This window comes from Paenibacillus sp. FSL W7-1287, from assembly GCF_038004245.1.
Classification (GTDB): Bacteria; Bacillota; Bacilli; order Paenibacillales; family Paenibacillaceae; genus Pristimantibacillus; species Pristimantibacillus camelliae.
On record NZ_JBBORD010000001.1, the window covers coordinates 1,244,138 to 1,262,766 of the forward strand.

The 18,629-nt window shown below is 42.6% G+C and carries 12 protein-coding genes; 5 read left to right on the forward strand and 7 right to left on the reverse strand.

Annotation, left to right across the window (positions count from 1 at the left end; all coding sequences use genetic code 11):
• Positions 1-124: 124 nt before the first annotated feature.
• Together bglS and NSQ99_RS05670 are read left to right on the forward strand one after the other, a co-directional pair.
• Positions 125-838 (forward strand): beta-glucanase, encoded by a 714-nt coding sequence (gene bglS, locus NSQ99_RS05665; protein WP_340835666.1) that lies wholly within the window; start codon positions 125-127, stop codon positions 836-838.
• 266 nt (positions 839-1,104) lie between these two features.
• Entirely contained in the window at positions 1,105-2,784 is a 1,680-nt protein-coding gene (locus NSQ99_RS05670; protein ID WP_445670538.1) for an extracellular solute-binding protein, read from the forward strand.
• Between the two features lie 83 nt (positions 2,785-2,867).
• On the opposite strand, the gene NSQ99_RS05675 is transcribed toward NSQ99_RS05670, so the two are convergent.
• Together NSQ99_RS05675 and NSQ99_RS05680 are read right to left on the reverse strand one after the other, a co-directional pair.
• Positions 2,868-4,499, reverse strand: a complete 1,632-nt coding sequence (locus tag NSQ99_RS05675; RefSeq protein WP_340835667.1) for a response regulator — start codon at positions 4,497-4,499, stop codon at positions 2,868-2,870.
• 10 nt (positions 4,500-4,509) lie between these two features.
• Positions 4,510-6,225, reverse strand: coding sequence for a sensor histidine kinase (locus tag NSQ99_RS05680; protein ID WP_340835670.1), 1,716 nt, complete (start codon positions 6,223-6,225; stop codon positions 4,510-4,512).
• A gap of 219 nt (positions 6,226-6,444) precedes the next feature.
• Between NSQ99_RS05680 and NSQ99_RS05685 the strand changes: the two genes are divergently transcribed.
• The 3 genes from NSQ99_RS05685 (at position 6,445) to NSQ99_RS05695 (ending at position 12,755) form a co-directional block, all read left to right on the forward strand.
• Positions 6,445-7,329 carry an ABC transporter permease gene (locus NSQ99_RS05685; RefSeq protein WP_251668048.1) on the forward strand — a complete coding sequence of 295 codons (885 nt, stop codon included), beginning with the start codon at positions 6,445-6,447 and terminating at the stop codon, positions 7,327-7,329.
• A gap of 17 nt (positions 7,330-7,346) precedes the next feature.
• A complete protein-coding gene (locus tag NSQ99_RS05690; protein ID WP_340835672.1) occupies positions 7,347-8,225 on the forward strand; it encodes a carbohydrate ABC transporter permease in 879 nt (292 codons plus the stop codon).
• Positions 8,226-8,300: 75 nt separating this feature from the next.
• Positions 8,301-12,755, forward strand: coding sequence for a carbohydrate binding domain-containing protein (locus NSQ99_RS05695; protein ID WP_340835673.1), 4,455 nt, complete (start codon positions 8,301-8,303; stop codon positions 12,753-12,755).
• 237 nt (positions 12,756-12,992) lie between these two features.
• Here NSQ99_RS05695 and ssuE read toward each other — a convergent pair whose 3' ends face one another.
• Genes ssuE through NSQ99_RS05720 form a run of 5 tightly spaced genes read right to left on the reverse strand, consistent with a single transcriptional unit; the run spans position 12,993 to position 18,588 of the window.
• The gene (gene ssuE, locus NSQ99_RS05700; RefSeq protein WP_340835675.1) at positions 12,993-13,514 is read right to left on the reverse strand and encodes an NADPH-dependent FMN reductase; all 522 of its coding nucleotides are present in this window, start codon (positions 13,512-13,514) and stop codon (positions 12,993-12,995) included.
• 23 nt (positions 13,515-13,537) lie between these two features.
• Positions 13,538-14,752: an MFS transporter gene (locus NSQ99_RS05705; protein ID WP_340835677.1), complete on the reverse strand. Its 1,215-nt coding sequence runs from the start codon at positions 14,750-14,752 to the stop codon at positions 13,538-13,540.
• Positions 14,753-14,812: 60 nt separating this feature from the next.
• Positions 14,813-16,141, reverse strand: coding sequence for an LLM class flavin-dependent oxidoreductase (locus NSQ99_RS05710; RefSeq protein ID WP_340835678.1), 1,329 nt, complete (start codon positions 16,139-16,141; stop codon positions 14,813-14,815).
• 49 nt (positions 16,142-16,190) lie between these two features.
• A complete protein-coding gene (locus NSQ99_RS05715; protein WP_340835680.1) occupies positions 16,191-17,231 on the reverse strand; it encodes an ABC transporter substrate-binding protein in 1,041 nt (346 codons plus the stop codon).
• A 13-nt stretch (positions 17,232-17,244) separates the two neighbouring features.
• Complete coding sequence (locus NSQ99_RS05720; RefSeq protein WP_340835682.1) at positions 17,245-18,588, reverse strand: LLM class flavin-dependent oxidoreductase; 1,344 nt, start codon at positions 18,586-18,588, stop codon at positions 17,245-17,247.
• Positions 18,589-18,629 lie beyond the last annotated feature (41 nt).

Sequence of the window (18,629 nt, forward strand, 5' to 3'; positions counted from 1 at the left end):
GTCGCACTTGACCGAGGAGTCATCCTCTTTGCTTAGAAAATGAACATGTATATTAAAAGTTTGCTATAGAGTCCCCTACTTAATCACTCTAGAATTAAGGTGAAATCATTAATGGAGGTGTAAGATGAAGAAGAAAACTTGGATTACTTTAGTTGCAACGAGTGTTATCTCACTATTTTTTGCGGTTAATGTATTTGCAGGGTTTGTGTTTTGGGAACCACTAACGTACCATAACTCTCAGACATGGGAAAAAGCAAATGGCTACTCCAATGGCGGCATGTTCAATTGTACTTGGCGTAGTAATAACGCCAGCTTTACCCACGATGGCAAGCTAAGACTCGGGCTAACAAGCTCGGCCTACAATCAATTTGATTGTGGAGAGTATCGTTCGACGAACACCTATGGGTATGGCTTGTATGAGGTAAGTATGAAGCCTGCTAAAAACACAGGAATTGTTTCCTCTTTTTTCACCTACACAGGACCAGCTCATGGTACACAATGGGATGAGATTGATATTGAATTTCTAGGCAAGGATACGACCAAGGTGCAGTTCAATTATTTCACGAATGGAATTGGCGGCAATGAGAAAATAGTTGATCTTGGCTTTGATGCATCACAGGGCTTTCACACGTATGCCTTTGATTGGCAGCCGGGATATATTAAGTGGTATGTTGATGGGGTATTAAAGCATACAGCAACGAATAATATACCGAGTACACCTGGTAAAATTATGATGAATATATGGAATGGTACAGGTGTTGATGATTGGCTAGGTCCTTATAACGGAGCTAATCCATTGTACGCTGAATATGATTGGGTAAAATATACGAGTAACTAACATAACACAAAAGCAGCCCTAGCAGGCTGCTTTTTGTGTTATGTTAGTCTAGCATTCATTGAGCAATCATCTTACTATTCATTAATAGAAATAGCATTATTTAAACAACGCATATTCAATTTTTAATATCCTAAATTAGTGCAATAAATGTTGCAATGTTAGTATGGGCAGCTATCAGGACATTCATTATGATTGGTTTTGTATATAACATTATATGACTGGGGGAATGAAAGTTGAACAGAGTGAAATCTAGTAAATGGAGCAGTATGTTATTGGTAGGCGCATTAGCGATGACGACCATACTAGCTGGTTGTGGCGGGAATGGTGCGAATAATACGCCGAGCAACAACGCGACAAGCCCATCTAATTCAACATCAACAAATACAACGAGTGTTGAGTTAAAGGATGGCAAATATGATCCGCCAATTACAATCAGTTATTTGCGTCCTTGGGGACCTGATGTAAAATTTAAGTCTGGCGAAGATCAAGACAATAACGTTCATACGCAGTGGGCAAAAGAAAAGCTAGGTATCGAACTAAAAAATCAATGGATATCACCTTCAACGAATAATGCATTTGAGACTAAGCTACGCTTGTCACTTGCATCGAATGCTGAAATGCCAGATATTATATCTTATCGCGGTGAATTTAATCTAGTAAGAGAGCTCATCGAATCTGGTAAATTTGTGGATGCTGGCGAACTATTCGATCAGTATGCAAGTGATGTTTGGAAAGAAGCGGTCAATGAAGATCCAACGGTATGGTATCCGTACATGGAGGATGGCAAACGAATCGGTATTCCGATTCTTGACTTCGCTTATAACGGTGACCCTGTAATGTGGATTCGAGAGGACTGGATGAAGAAGTTTGGCTTTGAAGAACCGAAGACTCTAGCAGATCTAGAGCCAATCTTGGAAGCGTTCACTAATCAAGATCCAGATGGTAATGGTCAAAAGGATACGTACGGTTTGTCGATTGGATTCAAGAATGCGATCAATACATGGATGTCTGACGCTGGTTGGATATTCGGTGCATTTGGTTCCATGCCGAATCAATGGAACATGAAGGAAGACGGAACATTGGAATACGGTTCAGTGGGCGAAGGAACCAAGGAAGCATTGGCATTGCTGCAGGATTGGATGGGCAAAGGGTATATGTCAGAGGAAGCTGGCCTTTATGATGAGACCAAAGCTGCTGAAGAGTTCACTGCAGGTAAAGCAGGTATCGTTGTTGGTCCTCACTGGATGCCGTCATGGCCGCTTGAGGATGTGAAAAGAAACAATCCTGACGCTGAATACAAAGCGTATCCTATTCCTTCAGGACCTGATGGAAAAGCAGGCAGACGTGGAACATCTAATGGTAATGGTGTAATTCTTATTAATAAAGATATGGAAAATCCAGAAGCGTTCTTTACGTACCAAAACTACCTATTCGATCACTACGCGAATCCTGAGGTTGGCGGTGAGTTCGAATACGGCTTGGCAGAGGGTTATGACTGGGTAGTGGTTGATGGCGTGCCAACAACGGATTCAGCACTAACGGGCGGATATGCACCTGAGAAATATACACTTACGTTCGATGGGGCGCGTATTCCAAGCTTAAACATGGCGACATTAGCAAAGCTTGCAAGCGGGGAAGAACCATCAACACCATTTGAGAAAAAGATTAAAACAGGTGTGCCGCAACCGATGCTGGATGCAGCAACAATTGTAATGGCTCAGAAGGACATCGTTATGCCGCAAATGTTTACAGGTGCACCAACGAAAACGATGCAGATGAACAACGATATTCTATCTAAGATGGAAAATGACACATTCTCACAAATCATCTATGGAAAAACTTCAATCGATGCATACGATGCTTTTGTTGAGAAATGGTATTCCTCAGGTGGAAAACAGATTACAGAGGAAGTTAATGAATGGTATCAATCGGTTAGTGGTCAATAATCATTAACAGCAACAAAACAAGCATTCTATACACGATCAACGTGTGTAGAATGCTTGTTTTTAGGTTTTATTAGATGATGTGACTATAACGGTAGATTATCTCGATACTCTTGGGGTGTAACATCATAATATTTTTTGAATACACGAATGAAATAAGCGGTATTGTTATATCCAACCCACTCAGCAATCTCAAACACTTTTGCTGTAGAGGTTCTTAAGTAATATGCGGCTTTCTCCATTCGCAATCGGTATACATAGGCCGTTAAGGCTTCACCCGTTTCTAGCTTGTAGATTTTAGATAAATATACGGGATGCAGATGAACATGGTCAGCAATGGCAGGTAGAGACACATCTGCTGCCAGGTTTCGATCTACGAAGCTTTTTACACTGCGTACAATGGAGCTGTGATTATCCTTAAGCTCTTGCTCCGTATCCTCGCGAATATAGTATAGCGTTCGTTTGGACCAATCTAGCAGCTGCTGAGCGGTCGTATAGTTAGGTGCTTGGAAATAGCGATAAGACTCACTAGGAAGCACCTCAGAGATCTGCTTGCCATTTTTATGAATGATGAAGGCAAATGAGCCTGCTAAAATGTGATACACTTCGACCATCTGTTCAGCAATATCATGATTGCTGCTATGAAGCAATTCCTCAAATATGTGATCTATCTTTTTCTCAACATCATCAAATCTTCCAGCCTCGAGCAAATTATTTAAGGTTGGTGGCTCATACAGCGTTCGAATAGCTTGCATCGGGTCGCGATTAGGCTCATCCAATGCGGTAACAAATAATCCTTGACCTTGCCCCATCCTTTTTCGCATAGACCTAACCGCTCGTTCGTAGATTTCATTGATCTGATTAGGAAACCGTCCCCAGCTGCCCACTAATATGGAGACAGCCCCTTTTAGATAGAGCTGAACATTCGTTTGAATTTGCTCCGCATATAGCTCAAGCCTCGCTTTCAGTTGCCCATCCTTGCTTGGCGACCCATCTTGCCGAGGGCTGACAAGAATAACGATGTAATCATGAGCATCTCTCGTATGCCATATATGAAAGTCCTTTTGCATGACCTCACTAACAATATTGCATATAGCATACTCTATGAGAGCAACATCTTGGTCTACCATCTCAGATAAATGCTCTTCCATTCTTATAACAAGCATTCCGATCTGTTGGTCTACATGATAAGGGAGCTCGAGCAGCTGTAGCTTGTCCGTTAATGCAGCTTCTGTAAAGCTTTTTCCCGTAAGCAAGTCGTTAAGCAGCGTTGAACGGAGCAAGGGTAGATTCTCCTGCAAGGTATACAGAGCTTTGTGATAGGAGGCTGCTTCTTCCCATTTCTCTTTAATGCGATTGACGAGCCGCGTGACGGAATCGATCAGATCTTCATCACTTATAGGCTTTAATAAATAATCAAAGCTCTGTTGGGTGATGGCTTGCTTTGCATATTCAAAATCTGCATAGCCCGTTAGCAGTATGGAATGGACGTGCGGCCACCGCTCGTGGATGGTAGCAATTAATTCTATTCCAGACATACCGGGCATTTTTATATCTGTAATAATGATATCAATCGCGTTATTTTCCATAATTTCTAACGCCTTTGCACCTGACAATGCTTCATGGACGGTGCCAATTCCTAACGACTCCCACGGTATCGTCTCTGCTAATGTTTCTACAACTGAACGTTCATCGTCGACTAATAATAATTGCAGCATGTCTGTTCACCTACTCATTCGAATTGTTGTTATGCCATGTAATGACGACCTTTACACCACCGAGCGGGGAATGGTAGTAGGTTAAACCTGCACATTCACCGTACATAAAGGATAACCGTTGATGAACATTCCATGTTCCGCAGCCCATATTTTCATCTAGCGGTCGTTGAAGATTAGCTGTCATCTGTTCAAGCTGTTCCTCAGACATACCAACTCCGCTGTCCTCTACTGTAATGGTGTACACATTGTCGTTATAATCTCCATATATCTTTATCTCGCCATTCTCAGGCTTGGGCTCTATGCCATGAATTATAGCGTTTTCAATAATCGGCTGTAACGTTAGTCTTGGGACAGTTTTATCCAATACTTCATCGGGTACATCAATCGTATAGTTCACTCGTTCCAGTCGAAGTGATTGGATTTCTAAGTAATTTGTAACCATTTTCAGCTCTTCACCAATCGTTGCTAGATCAGTTTCTGACCTCGTAATATATCGATAATAATCCCCTAGATTCAATGACATCGCTACGACAGCCTCTTCGTTTTTCATGCGAGCCATGTTTTTTATAAAGAACAAACAGTTGTATAGAAAGTGAGGATTAATTTGCGATTGTAATTGCTTTAACGTAGCCTCACGACGACGCAGCTTCTCCTCATACACGTTCTCAATTAGCTCTTGAATACGCTGAGCCATAATGTTGAACCTTGCAAACAGCAAGCTAAATTCATTGCGTGCTGAATAGTTTAGCCGCACAGAAAAATCCCCTGATGATAATCGATTCGTACCTCTTACAAGCTGCAGCAGAGGCAGCTGAATACTGCGATAAAGTGCAAATAAAATAATGACACTTACAACGATTAAAACTGCAACGGATGCATAGAACAAATTTCTGCTGCTCGTGATTGGACTTAATATTTGCTGGAGCGGTACGTAGTCCACATAATACCAATCTAAGCTGCTGGATTTAATATAGGACACATAATATACCGTCTCATTAAGCTTCGTACGAAAACCGCCATCATTCTGGAGCTCAGCGGATTTAAGCTGATCAGCCAGCAACGTCATTAAATCCTCTTGCTTTGAGCTATTGCTAATTAAGCCAAGCTCTGGATGAAACAGAAAGGGATCGCCATTGTTATTTAACTTGTTCTGGTCTAGCAGCGCTGCAAGATGATTAGCTGGGAAGCTGATTTTCGTAATTAATCTCGCTGTACTTGGATCATTCATTGCAGTAATAGGGTCGGTCGTATGCCAGATAAAGCTGTTGTCAGCATAGATCCATGACTGCGGAAAAGGCTCTATAAATTCGCTTTCCAGGTATGGAATCGATGAATAGTAATCGGTTGAAATTACCTGTTTCATACGCGGGAAATAGAGTGTAATCGTTGAGTGCCATTTGCTTGCCGCATTGTATAAATTGATCTTTTCGAGAATTGCTCTGTTCAGCTTAACTTGCTCATACGGGCTATCCTTAAAGTCGGGTCTTTGGTACTCCTGAATGCTGGAATCTTGCCCAATTGATATGCCATAAAGTGCAAGCTGATAAATGTTGGATTCGACAGATTCTGCAAAAGTCGTTAAGCGATTCATCGTGTTTGTTTCGATTTCATGCTCGATGACACGAATGCTTTGCTGATTGGAATAGGTGTAAAGTGACAGCATGAGTATGAGCAGCAACACGATAAGCAGCGTTACCTTTGTAAAAACATTTAATCGAGCAATCAAAGTCATCCCCCCTAATCTAGTTAAAATATCAATATCGTTCTTGCAATATTAGGATATAGATCATAAATCGTCGTTGCTATAATCGTAACTATACAAGGTCTGGACGACCTAGAAAAGACAAAATTTTCAAAAGACTTGGAGGATGTTGGGGTGAAGGATCTTAATTTAGTTGCGGAGAAAGGGCCTAACGAGGCTCTTACTACCAAGAAACGTTGGAACATGAAACGAAACTGGCCACTGCATGTCATGCTCATACCTGCTGTGCTGTTAGCGATCGTGTTTCAGTATGTTCCAATGGCAGGTATTATTATTGCCTTTCAGGATTTTAAGCCGTGGCTTGGATTTTTTGAATCAGAATGGGTGGGGCTTGAAAACTTTCGTTATTTATTTCTATATCCCGATGTAGATCAGGTTATATGGAACACGCTCATTATTGCGGTGTTTAAGATAGTGGCTGGATTAATCGCCCCTTTAACGTTTGCCGTCTTGCTCAATGAAGTGCGTTTAATGGCTTTTAAGAGAGTGACTCAGACGCTCGTTTATTTACCGCACTTTTTATCATGGGTTATTCTTGGCGGGATCTTACTTGATATTCTTTCTCCACAAGGTGGAATGGTGAATAAGCTTGTCGTTGCCCTTGGCGGGGAACCGATATTTTTCCTTGGTGATGGCAACTGGTTCAGATTTACGTTGATCGTCAGTGATGTCTGGAAGGAGTTTGGTTTCGGAACGATTGTATTTCTTGCATCTCTAGCAGGGATTAATCCTGCCTTGTATGAAGCAGCGGAAGTCGATGGAGCTAATCGCTTTAAGCAGACGCTGCATATTACGCTGCCAGCTTTGATGCCAATTACGATCGTCGTTATGACGCTTTCACTAGGTAATATCCTGAATGCTGGCTTCGATCAGGTGTTTAACTTATACAATCCGCTTGTATATGACAAGGGCGATATTATAGATACCTTTGTTTATCGACTAGGGATTCTGAATGGGAAGATGAGCTTTGCTACAACGGTAGGATTGTTCAAATCAGCAGTAGGTACTGTTCTAATTATTGTTTCGTACAGATTGGCTTATAAACTAGCTAATTACCGTGTGTTCTAGAAGGAGGAGAGACGAGCTTGTATTACAAAACTAGAGGATACAAAGTATTCAGCATTGCTAACTATATTTTTCTGGGGATCTTATCTCTGCTATGTATATTGCCAATTGTTCATATCTTGGCTGTTTCATTCAGTAGCATGGCACCAGCTTCATCAAATTTGGTTGGATTCTGGCCAATCGGCTTTACAACGGATGCGTACGTAAAAACATTTGGCAACTCAAACTTTATTAACTCACTTTTAGTTTCAGCACAGCGAACGATTTTAGCTACGGTGATCGGAATGGTGCTTGTGCTAGTAACCGCGTTTCCATTATCAAAGGAGGATGCGAATTTCCGAGGCCGTTCGCTCTATACTTGGTTCCTTGTCTTCACGATTCTATTTAGCGGCGGATTGATTCCGAGCTATATTCTAGTTCAGAAGCTTGGAATTATGGATACGATCTGGGCGCTTATCTTACCGGGGGCGTTGTCCGTATGGAATGTGATCCTCATGATGAACTTCTTTCGCGGTCTTCCGAAGGAGCTTGAGGAAGCTGCCTATCTGGACGGTGCAGGGCAATTCAAAACGTTAATGCTTGTCTATATTCCTTTGTCCATGCCGGCTGTTGCGACCCTATCATTATTCACGATGGTTTATCACTGGAATGCTTGGTTTGATGGGATGATTTATATGTCGGATATTAAAAATTATCCGCTCGCTTCACTGCTGCAGACCATTATTGTGCAGCAGGATTTCAGTAAGATCAATGTCGATGCGTCGATGCTGGAGAACGTATCACAGCGAACAGTGCGTGCAGCACAAATATTTATTGGAGCACTTCCAATCTTAATGGTTTACCCGTTCTTACAGCGATTCTTCGTTAAAGGATTAGTCCTTGGGGCGGTTAAGGAATAAAGAAAGCTGCCATGAAAGGATTTGAGCCGACAAGAACAGTCAACAAGGTGAACAATCATATCAGGAGGATCAACGATGAAAAAGTGGTTAGCGTTGTGTATGGCAATTTGTTTAGTCGTAATGCTTGTCTCTGCAGCGAACGAAAACGTGCATGCAGCGGGAAATGTTGAGCAAGGACAAAGTCAGCACGATCTGAATGTAAGTGGGCAAGAAGAAGAGCCGGAAGTTAACACATCAGAGAACGTACAACCATGGAAGGATCTGACCGAGCATTGGGCTGAACCTGCAGTAAAGCATATGAGTGCGTTAGCATTAATGAACGGCTATAAGGACGGTAATTTTAGACCGGAGCTTCACATTAGCCGAGCAGAATTTGTTGCTGTTCTTGATCGAATCTTTGGATTTACAGGTAGTCATGTAACCACATTTGAAGATGTGCAGGCTAGCGCATGGTATTACGATGCGATGATGCGCGCGAATGGTTCGGGTATCCTGTTAGGAACCTCTGACACAACACTTTCACCAGCAGCTCCCGTAACAAGAGAGGATGCTGCAGTGATGATCGATCGCGCCTTTCAGCTGTCGACCGAGATGAAAGACGATGCTGTACTAGAAAAGTACGATGACTATAGCGCAGTATCTGAATACTCCAAGCATGCTCTTTCCTATATGGTAAGTGAGAGCATAATGAAGGGGTATAATGGAAAGCTGCAGCCGAAAGTACCTATTACGCGTGCAGAAACAGCGCAGCTGCTCTCAGCGATGATCGGTGATGTGATCAGTTCGCCTGATACGTATTCACCGTCAACGGTAGAGGGAAATGTCATTATTCGCACTGCAGATGTCTTAGTGGAGAATACGATTGTTAATGGCAATCTATTGCTTGCTGAAGGTATTGGTGAAGGGGATATTACGCTAGAGGGCGTTAAGGTTACAGGAAGCGTAATTATAAAAGGCGGCGGAAGCCACTCGGTGAATATCAACCATTCAGATATTGATCGAATTGTGATTGATAAGAACGATAAGCCAGTAAGGGTTACCATTAACAACACTAGTCGAATTCAGCAGCTACTGCTGCTGCAACAAGCAATCGTTGAGCTGTCCAACGATAGCTCGATCGGTACATTACATGTAGACGCTGAAGCTCATCATGCTGTTATTCAAGCTGAGGGCTCGATTGAGGAGCTCCTCGTTCAAGCTAGCCATGTCATGGTTAATAATGAGGAGGTTCGAGCGGGATTGCGAACAACGATTAAAGGCAAAGCGGAAGATAATGATAATAACCAAGTCGGAACAGGAAGTCCATATCAGCCAAGTAACCCAACTGGTGAGAAGCCAGTTCCGACAACGACAATCCCTGATCATCAATGGCAGCTAGTATGGAATGATGAATTTAACGGACCAGCTATTGATGCTTCAAAATGGTCGGTAATGGATACGGGACTCGTATACAACAATGAGCTGCAATATTACAGTCCTAACAATACAAGAATTATCAAGGATAACGACCGCAGTGTACTCCAGATCGAAGCGAAAAGGGGCGGGGATGGCGGTAAGGATTATAGCTCCGGTAAGCTGATTACAATGGGCAAGGGAGATTGGACATACGGTAAAGTTGTCGTACGTGCTAAGCTTCCTGTACAGCAAGGCATATGGCCAGCGATTTGGATGATGCCAACAGATGAAGCTCATTATGGCGGTTGGCCAGCCTCCGGTGAGATCGACATCATGGAGTTAATCGGCGGTGAGCAGAACAAAAATCGTGTATACAGTACACTGCATTTTGATAGTAAGAAGGCTGATGGAACACATGGTCATGTGCAGGGCAGCTTGACTCTGCCTGAAGGCCAGTCGTTCTCTGATGACTATCATGATTTTCAAGTGGAATGGTTACCGGGCTTAATTCGATTCTATGTCGATGGTGTCATGCATCATGAGGTGAAGGATTGGCAGACAAAGGCAGCGGGACAGCCAGAGTATTATACGTTCCCAGCTCCATTTGATCGACCGTTTTATTTAATACTTAATGTTGCGGTAGGTGGAGATTGGCCGGGATCACCGAATGATGATTTTGAATCCGATACGATGGAAGTAGATTTCGTTCGTGTTTATTCGTATAACGATTTAGATCGTTGGCCAGATGTCACAGGCAATCCGCCAAAGCCGGAAAAGCTGCGTGAACCGCAAGACGATGGCAATCTGATTTACAATTCTAATTTTACTGAAGCGGTTAATACAGATGGTGTCCCTCATCAATGGGAATTTCTAACGAACGCTAACGGAGCGGGTTCCGTAGAGGTTGTTAATGATGAGCTAAAGGGCAAGGTGGCGCAGGTCACGATAGATGATGCAGGCACCGAGAGCTATTCGATTCAGCTTACACAGAAGCCGATCTATGTGGAGAAGCATAAGAGATACAAGGTTCAATTTGATGCAAAAGCGTCAGCTGAGCGCAGCCTGATGTCAAAGGTCACACAGTTCGAGAATAGCTGGACGAATTACTCAGGAGATCAATCCTTTGCGCTAACTACAGCATGGCAATCCTATGAATATGAATTTAATATGAATGCAAGCTCTGATAATAATGCTAGATTTGAATTTAATCTTGGCCTGAATGATGAAACCGTTATGCTAGCGAATGTTAGACTAATTGAGCTAGGTGATGCAGCGCCATTACCAGAGGTTCCTGGTGATCGCCCAGCCTTGTTCGATGGCAACTTAATCTACAATGGTACCTTCGATCAAGGGAAGGATCGACTAGCGTTTTGGAAGAGCAGCATTGCTTCAGAAGCAGCAGCGAAGGTAAGTGTCAACAACTTCCTCCAGTTTCCTATTATGGAACGCCAGTTAACCGTTGATGTTACTGAAACTAACGGCGATCCGAAAGCAGTGGTTGTTTCACAGCCGGATCTTAGCCTTAAGGCGAATACAACGTACGGTTTATATTATGATGCGAAGGCTGATTCGCCAAGAGGTCTGTCGATTGATGCTGTAAGTACAAGCAATCATACGATCCAGATTGCACAAGGGAGAACGGTACAGCTTGGAACGGACATGCAGACCTATGCAGGCGAGATCGTTGTAGGTGATGGTGAATCAGATATACGAGCTGCGCTCGAGTTTTTATTTGGTGAATCTACTGGAAAGGTCTATATCGATAATGTCCGTCTAGTGAAGCGTGGAAAACCAATATTTGTTGATGGCTATGCCCATGTGCCAGCCACGCAGGCATGGCTAATGCAAGGCTTGCAGCTTGAGGACTCAAGTGAAGGTGGAAAAAATATAGGCTATATGGACGAAGGTGATCTGCTGCAATATAAGGTTCAGGTCGCGCGTAATGCTAATTATGTATTATCTGCTCGTTTAGCTAGCGAGGAAAGCAATTCGACTGTCGGATTCACAATTAAAGATGAAACAGGCAGCATCGTTACGCAATCAGCATTTAACCTTGGCAGCACTGGCGGATGGCAAACCTATAAGACGATACCTTTGGCACCCGTTAATCTAGAAGCCGGACGCAATTACTATGTTGAATTTACAGGGTTCGATTACAACACACTATGGATTGATTTCTCAGAGAATAAAGTGAGAGATGGACAGTTTTCATCTGAATTGAGCGAGTGGCACTTGATTCCGACGGATTTAACGGCATCTATCTCTGAGGCAGGAGATCTAACGATAGGTCTGTCAGGAACAACGGCAAACTGGTGGGATGCCTTATTGCAGCAGGATCAAATCGCACTTGAAGCAAACAAATATTACAGATTAGAATTTGACGCATATACTTCCGAAGAGCTTAAAGCGCTGCAGGTCGTTCTATCCCAGAACGGTGGCGAGTTTAACAAGTATTTTGAGGAAGAAGTGCAGCTAAGCAGTAGTAAGCAGAGCTACGCATTTACCATCGCGATGGGTGCACAACTTGATGAGAATGCCGTGCTTGCCTTTGGATTAGGAAATAGTGTTTCTTCTAATGGAGCACATACTGTTTCAATTAATGAAGTAAGGCTATATGAGATTAATCCGAACGCAGATCAGGGCGGTCAGCCGATCAACGTTAATTTGATTGCGAATGGTAATTTTTCTAATGGGTCTGAGGGATGGATCACCTATGCAGCAGGCGATCAGAGCCAACTGACCATAGATACCATCGATGGTAAGCTTGTAGCGAGTATTGGCGATGCAGGAGAAAACTCATGGGATCGGCAAGTGATTTACGAAGGACTTGCGATACAGCAAGGGTCACGATATACGATTTCCTTTAAAGCCAAAGCAGTGGATGCAAGAAAGCTAGGCATTGGCATCGGATGGGTAGATGCAGAAAACAACTACGCTTGGCATGGTTACTTTGAGCATCAGGTGGAATTAACAGCGGAAGAGCAGCTTTATACCTTTACATTTGAGGCTAATAAAGAAAGCTATGCCAATGCTAGAGTTTCATTTGATATGGGGAATATGTTAGGCCAACGTGACAGCGATACTACGATTACAATATCCGATGTAAGCTTAGTTAATATCGGACCAGCGAATTAATCTAGGATAAGCACTTAAAGCCGTTGAAGTTTTACGAAAGTAAAATGTTCAACGGCTTTTTAGTCTTGGTAATAAGCTAATAGAAACCGAGCAATGGTTGAAATCGATCAAGGACAAAAAACGCCCAGCAATATCGGGGTGGAAACGTTTAAAAGTATAGCCTCTGAAAGTACTGAAAAAGGATGTCTCACAAGGTCCTGTATGGACTGCGGAGACATCCTTTTGCTTCTTATACTGTTAAACTTTAGCACGGACAGCAATTAATTGATACAGTTCTTTATCTAGACGTTGTATGACCTCATCCGCAATCGTAAAGCCGCCGTTATCATTCGGTTCAATTTGCTTATCAATTAAATAAACGGGATGCAGAATCGTTGTCGCTCCGAGAACCGACAAGACTGGCTTTAATGCATACTCTAATGATAGTAGATGAGCTAATGATCCTCCCACTGCAATCGGTAAAATCGTTTTATGTTCAAGTCCTTTTGGGGGAAGTAGATCCAAGTATGTTTTTAAGATTCCAGAGTAGGAGGCTTTGTACACAGGTGTAATAACAACGACTGCTTCAGCTTTCTCAACAAGCTGGTTTACAACTTTAATGCTCTCACTATTAAAATTAGCAGTAAGTAAATCTTTAGCAGGTAGCTTAAACACTTCAATCGAAGTAACATCGCTGATTGTTTTTTCGATATACTGCTGCACCGCATTCACTCTTGAACTAGCGGCATTAGCTCCATTAATAATAACGATATGTGACATATGAATAACCTCCATTCAGTTTATTAGGACGGACGGATCGGCACACTTTTCTGTGCACGCAACATGGATTTTTCCTTTCGTCCATAAAAGTAGTAATACATAGGGAAACAGCACATCCCGATCATAGAGACTGTAACGTAAAGTGGACGGTAGCCTAATTGTTCAATAATGACACCAAGCACGTATGGCCCCATTCCTGAACCGATATCGATACACATAAAGTAGGTAGCCGTCGCCATCCCTATTCGGTGCGGTTCAGTAAATCGGACAGCAAGGGTTTGGGCACCTGTATTAAAATTACCAAATCCGGTGGACATACATGCAGCTGCAAGCAAAAACATCCATGCTGCATAGGCCTGACTATACAGGAACAATCCCCCAGTAAATAATAGTAAACAAGGATAAATGACGATATTTGCACCCTTCTTATCTATCCATTTGCCGGTAAACATGCGAGTAACGATGATGCAAGCTGCATGTATGAAAAAGTAGTAGCTAGCTATTCCTTCAAGATTAATATGTTGGCTGTACGTCACAAGATAGGAAGTAACGCTAGAAAAACAAAAGCCAAATAATAAGGCGATCAATGAAATGGGAAGGGCTTGAACTTCTAAGACACGATTCCATGAGAAGCGTGATTCAGCGGCATCTGCAGGCTTGGGTATATAGCTTATATGCTTCTTAGTCATGAGCAATAGAATGTAGCTAATGATGCCGATCATCAGGTTGATGATATATATCCACTGGTAGCCGCCTTTAAGCGATAACAAAGAGATTCCCAAAAAAGGGCCGACAGCTGCACCGATTACCGCGCTAAAGCTATAGTACGAAATCCCTTCAGCACGTCTTGTTATAGGAATGGCTTGCATACTTACGGTTCCAGTTGCTGTACTTATGACTCCGGTACAAAACCCTTGTAATATTCGAACGATGAGTAATAGCTCGATTGTAAATGTTAAAAAGTAACACGCCGATACCATAATAAATGCTAATAGACTTAACTCCAATACTTTCGTTGCGCCAAAGGCTGTAATCCATCCACCTGCTAGTATTCTGCCGATTAATGAACCGATTACGAATACGCTAGCAGCTAACCCCGCGATGCTAATCGACACATTAAACTGCTCTTTGGCATATGGCGTGATCGTAACAATAAATAGAAAAAAGATGATGGTGAACATGGAATTCATAACGGTCATACTCGTGAATTCTCGTGTCCAAACTTTATTATCGCTCATGCTCAACTCCTTCTTACGCGAGACTTACAAGTCATCTGAATCGTTAGATGACTTATCTAGTTATTGATTTGTCTGGAACAGAGAGGATGGATAAGCTAAGCCTAGATGGTCACGTAGTGTTGATCCTTCATATTCAGACCGGTAGATACCACGGCGTTGAAGCTCAGGAATTAATAGATCTACGAGGTCGTTTAATCCATCTGGGAAGGTAGGAGCCATCACATTAAAGCCGTCAGCAGCATCCTGCTCGAGCCATTCTTGCAGTACATCAGCTACTTGCTCTATTGAACCAACAAGCTCTAAATGTCCGCGACCTCCAGCAATGTGCTCATACAATTCACGCAATGTCGTAAAGTTATTACGAACTGCAAACTCTTGAATGATGGTGGAACGTATATTCGGATTCGTTTTATCAGCACTTTCAGTTGGAGGTGGAATAGGATCATTAATGTCGTATCCGCGCAAATCTACACGGAAAAAATTGGATAAATACTCAAGGCCGATAGCAGGAGAGATATAGCTGTTGAGCTCTTCTCGTTTAGCACGAGCTTCTATTTCAGTTCTGGCAACGGTAATATAAACACCAGGCATAATTTTAAGATCATTAGGCTTGCGATTGTACTTGGCCAAACGATCCTTTACATCTCGGTAAAATGCTTTAGCATCATCGATAGAGCTCCATGCTGTGAAAATCACTTCAGCGGTTTTGGCAGCAAGCTCTTTACCTGCCTCCGACGAACCAGCCTGAATGATTACAGGGTGACCCTGTGGGGTAGCAGGGGAATCTAGTGTCCCCTGCACCTTAAACCATTTTCCTTCATGATTGACGGGATGTACTTTAACGAGATCAAGGTATTGACCAGCCTCCTTATCTATGACGAGTGCATCTGATTCGATAGAAGACCATAGCTTTTTAGCCACTTCTACAAATTCCTCAGCACGTTCATATCGACTCGCATGGGCGAGATGAGCATCCTTACCGAATAAATAGGCTTCTTTTTCATTACCAGAAGTAACGACATTCCAAGCCGCACGGCCATTAGATAAATGATCGATTGCAGCGAATTTACGAGCCAGTTGAAAGGGCTCGTTATACGTTGTCGTAGCCGTTGCTGTTAACCCAATATGTTTCGTAACTGCAGCGATTGCTGATAGAACAACGATAGGATCAAGTTTTAGAGTATTGGCTAGATAGCTGGATGGTGTTTGCCCAAAAACATCAGCAAAGAATATCATGTCGAACTTACCCCGCTCAGCGGTTAAAGCTAACTCTTTAATATAATCGATATCAAACACGCGATTGGCATCTGTTGTAGGAAATCGCCAACTTGCCACATGATGACCGGGAAAATTGAAAAACGCACCTAGCTTCAATTGTTTTTTTGACATGAAACCACTCCAATCCTTCGATTAAAATTCTAATGCTAAAGATGTACCTTTATTGAGCTTGAGCGTAAGGATTAAATTCATTGGTGTATAGATCCTCTGCTTTAATGGTACCCGGCTCTAACTCACCATTTCTCTCTAGCCATTCGATCCATATGCTAAAGTTCTTGTCTTCAATAACGCCTCCTTTAGTCGCAATACCAGTGCTCTTCCAATACTGTAAGTTAGCTGTAGGCTCATTTCCTTCACGCGAAGCTACTATTTTTTCATAACGAGCGATGACTTCTTCACGGGGGGCCTCCCTTGCCCATTCAATTGCTTTAGCCACGCCTTCTGTGAATGTTTTGACTGTTGTTGGATTCTCGGAAATATACTTTTCTGTAAAGAAAATATCGCCAGCTGTAAATTCCCCACCGAATACATCGATATCCTTAAATAATTCAACGAGTCCACCGCGTTCCATGGCAAAGTCTCTTGCTATACCGCTGAAAATAATGACATCGAGCTGCTTGTTTCGTAACGTTTGTTCAGCATTGCTTGCTGGGATTGTCACTAGAATAACCTCGTCGATTTCCTTTTCAGTTAAACCTTCTTGACGTAAGTAATCCTTTACAAGGAATTCAGCATGTGCGCCTAATATGTTCATGCCGACCTTCTTGCCGATAAAGTCTTTAGGCTCTTTTATCGTGCTATCTTCAACTACGTATGCCCCAATATACGTGTTTTCATCGCTACCATAAGAGCCGACCACGGCTTTGATTTTTACGTTTTTAGATACCGCTTTGACCGTTGCACCATTAAAAGCAGCTCCAAAATCAATATCTCCTGTCGCTGTTAACTGAATGCTTTCAGGTCCACCAACGGAATTACTTACTTTTTCCAGCTTTAGATCACCTAAGTAACCGAGATCAGCCGCTAATTCTGGATAGCTAACAGATCCTGGCGAACTTTGATATTGCAATACTTTATCTTCGCTAGCATTGTTACCGCCCTTAGCTGTAGCAACTTTGTTAGATGAAGTGCATCCAGCTAGTAGACCAATGAACAGGGAGCAGATCAGCATAAATAGGATAAATTTATTTATTTTTTGCATAGGACATGTCTCCTTAAGATTGAATGGTGTTTATCGTTTGTTGGGAAGGGTGTACTGGAAGTGGTAGGCCAAGATTTTCACGTAGTGTCGTTCCTTCATACTCAGTGCGGAATAAACCACGGTGTTGCAGCTCAGGAATGACAAGCTCAACGATATCATTTAGCCCATCAGGGAAAGTAGGAGCCATTACATTAAAACCGTCAGCTGCTTCATGTTCGAACCATTCTTGTAATTGATCTGCTATCTGCGCTGGTGTACCGACAATTTCACGATGACCTCGTGCACCTGCAATAAACTCATAAAGCTCACGAATCGTCTGTAGGCCTTCTCGCTCAGCGATACCACGGACAATATTGGCACGAGTTTGCGGATTGGTTGGGTCGTCATTGTCGGAATGCTGAGGGATCGGACCATCAACATCATAGCCACTAAGATCCGCACCGATAAAGTGAGAAAGATAAGCCAGGCCTACCTCGGGTAAAATATAAGAATTTAATTCCTTACGTTTAGCAAGGGCTTCGGCCTCTGTCTTTGCTACCGTGATGAACACACCGGGCATAATTTTAAGATCATCGGCTTCACGTCCATATTTCGCGAGACGACCTTTTAGGTCACGATAAAAGGCTTGCGCTTCTTCTAATGTCTGCCAACCGGTAAACACAACTTCAGCTGTTTTTGCAGCGAGTTCTTTACCTGCTTCTGAAGATCCTGCTTGCACAATGACAGGGTGACCTTGTGGCGAGGCGGGAGCATCTAATGTTCCTTGTACCTTGAACCATATTCCTTCATGATCGACTTGATGTACCTTATTCAGATCAAGATATTTGCCGTTTTCTTTATCAATAATAAGCGCTTTACGTTCAATAGAGAGCCAAAGCTTTCTCACAACCTCTACAAATTCTTCAGCACGAACGTAACGTTCAGCATGGGCTAGATGCTTTTCTTTCCCAAACAGAAACGATTCCTTTCCATTAGCTGAAGTAACGACATTCCAAGCTGCTCTACCTTTCGATAAATGATCGATCCCGATAAATTTTCTAGCGACTTGAAATGGTTCATTATACGTTGTTGTTAGTGTCGCAACTAGACCGATATTATTCGTAACAGCAGTTAATGCGGCAAGAATAATAACCGGATCTAATTTAATACCTGAAGGAGAATTTTGTTGAAGCTCCTGACCGAATCCATCTGCGAAAAAGATCGTATCGAATTTACCACGTTCTGCGATCTGTGCAAGCTCGATAAAGTAATCTAAGTCAAGTGAACGCTCCGGATGAGTCGTAGGATAACGCCAGCTTGCAAAATGATGTCCAGGCAAATTGAAAAATGCACCTAGTTTTAATTGTCTTTTTGTCATAAAATAAACACTCCTATTTTTCTTATTGGTTTACTTGGTTT

Coding starts and splice junctions, on each gene's coding strand:
- NSQ99_RS05715 (WP_340835680.1), bottom strand. CDS start 17,231: ATGCAAAAAATAAATAAATTTATCCTATTTATGCTGATCTGCTCCCTG.
- NSQ99_RS05705 (WP_340835677.1), bottom strand. CDS start 14,752: ATGAGCGATAATAAAGTTTGGACACGAGAATTCACGAGTATGACCGTT.
- NSQ99_RS05710 (WP_340835678.1), bottom strand. CDS start 16,141: ATGTCAAAAAAACAATTGAAGCTAGGTGCGTTTTTCAATTTTCCCGGT.
- NSQ99_RS05670 (WP_445670538.1), top strand. CDS start 1,105: ATGTTATTGGTAGGCGCATTAGCGATGACGACCATACTAGCTGGTTGT.
- NSQ99_RS05685 (WP_251668048.1), top strand. CDS start 6,445: ATGAAACGAAACTGGCCACTGCATGTCATGCTCATACCTGCTGTGCTG.
- NSQ99_RS05720 (WP_340835682.1), bottom strand. CDS start 18,588: ATGACAAAAAGACAATTAAAACTAGGTGCATTTTTCAATTTGCCTGGA.
- bglS (WP_340835666.1), top strand. CDS start 125: ATGAAGAAGAAAACTTGGATTACTTTAGTTGCAACGAGTGTTATCTCA.
- NSQ99_RS05695 (WP_340835673.1), top strand. CDS start 8,301: ATGAAAAAGTGGTTAGCGTTGTGTATGGCAATTTGTTTAGTCGTAATG.
- ssuE (WP_340835675.1), bottom strand. CDS start 13,514: ATGTCACATATCGTTATTATTAATGGAGCTAATGCCGCTAGTTCAAGA.
- NSQ99_RS05675 (WP_340835667.1), bottom strand. CDS start 4,499: ATGCTGCAATTATTATTAGTCGACGATGAACGTTCAGTTGTAGAAACA.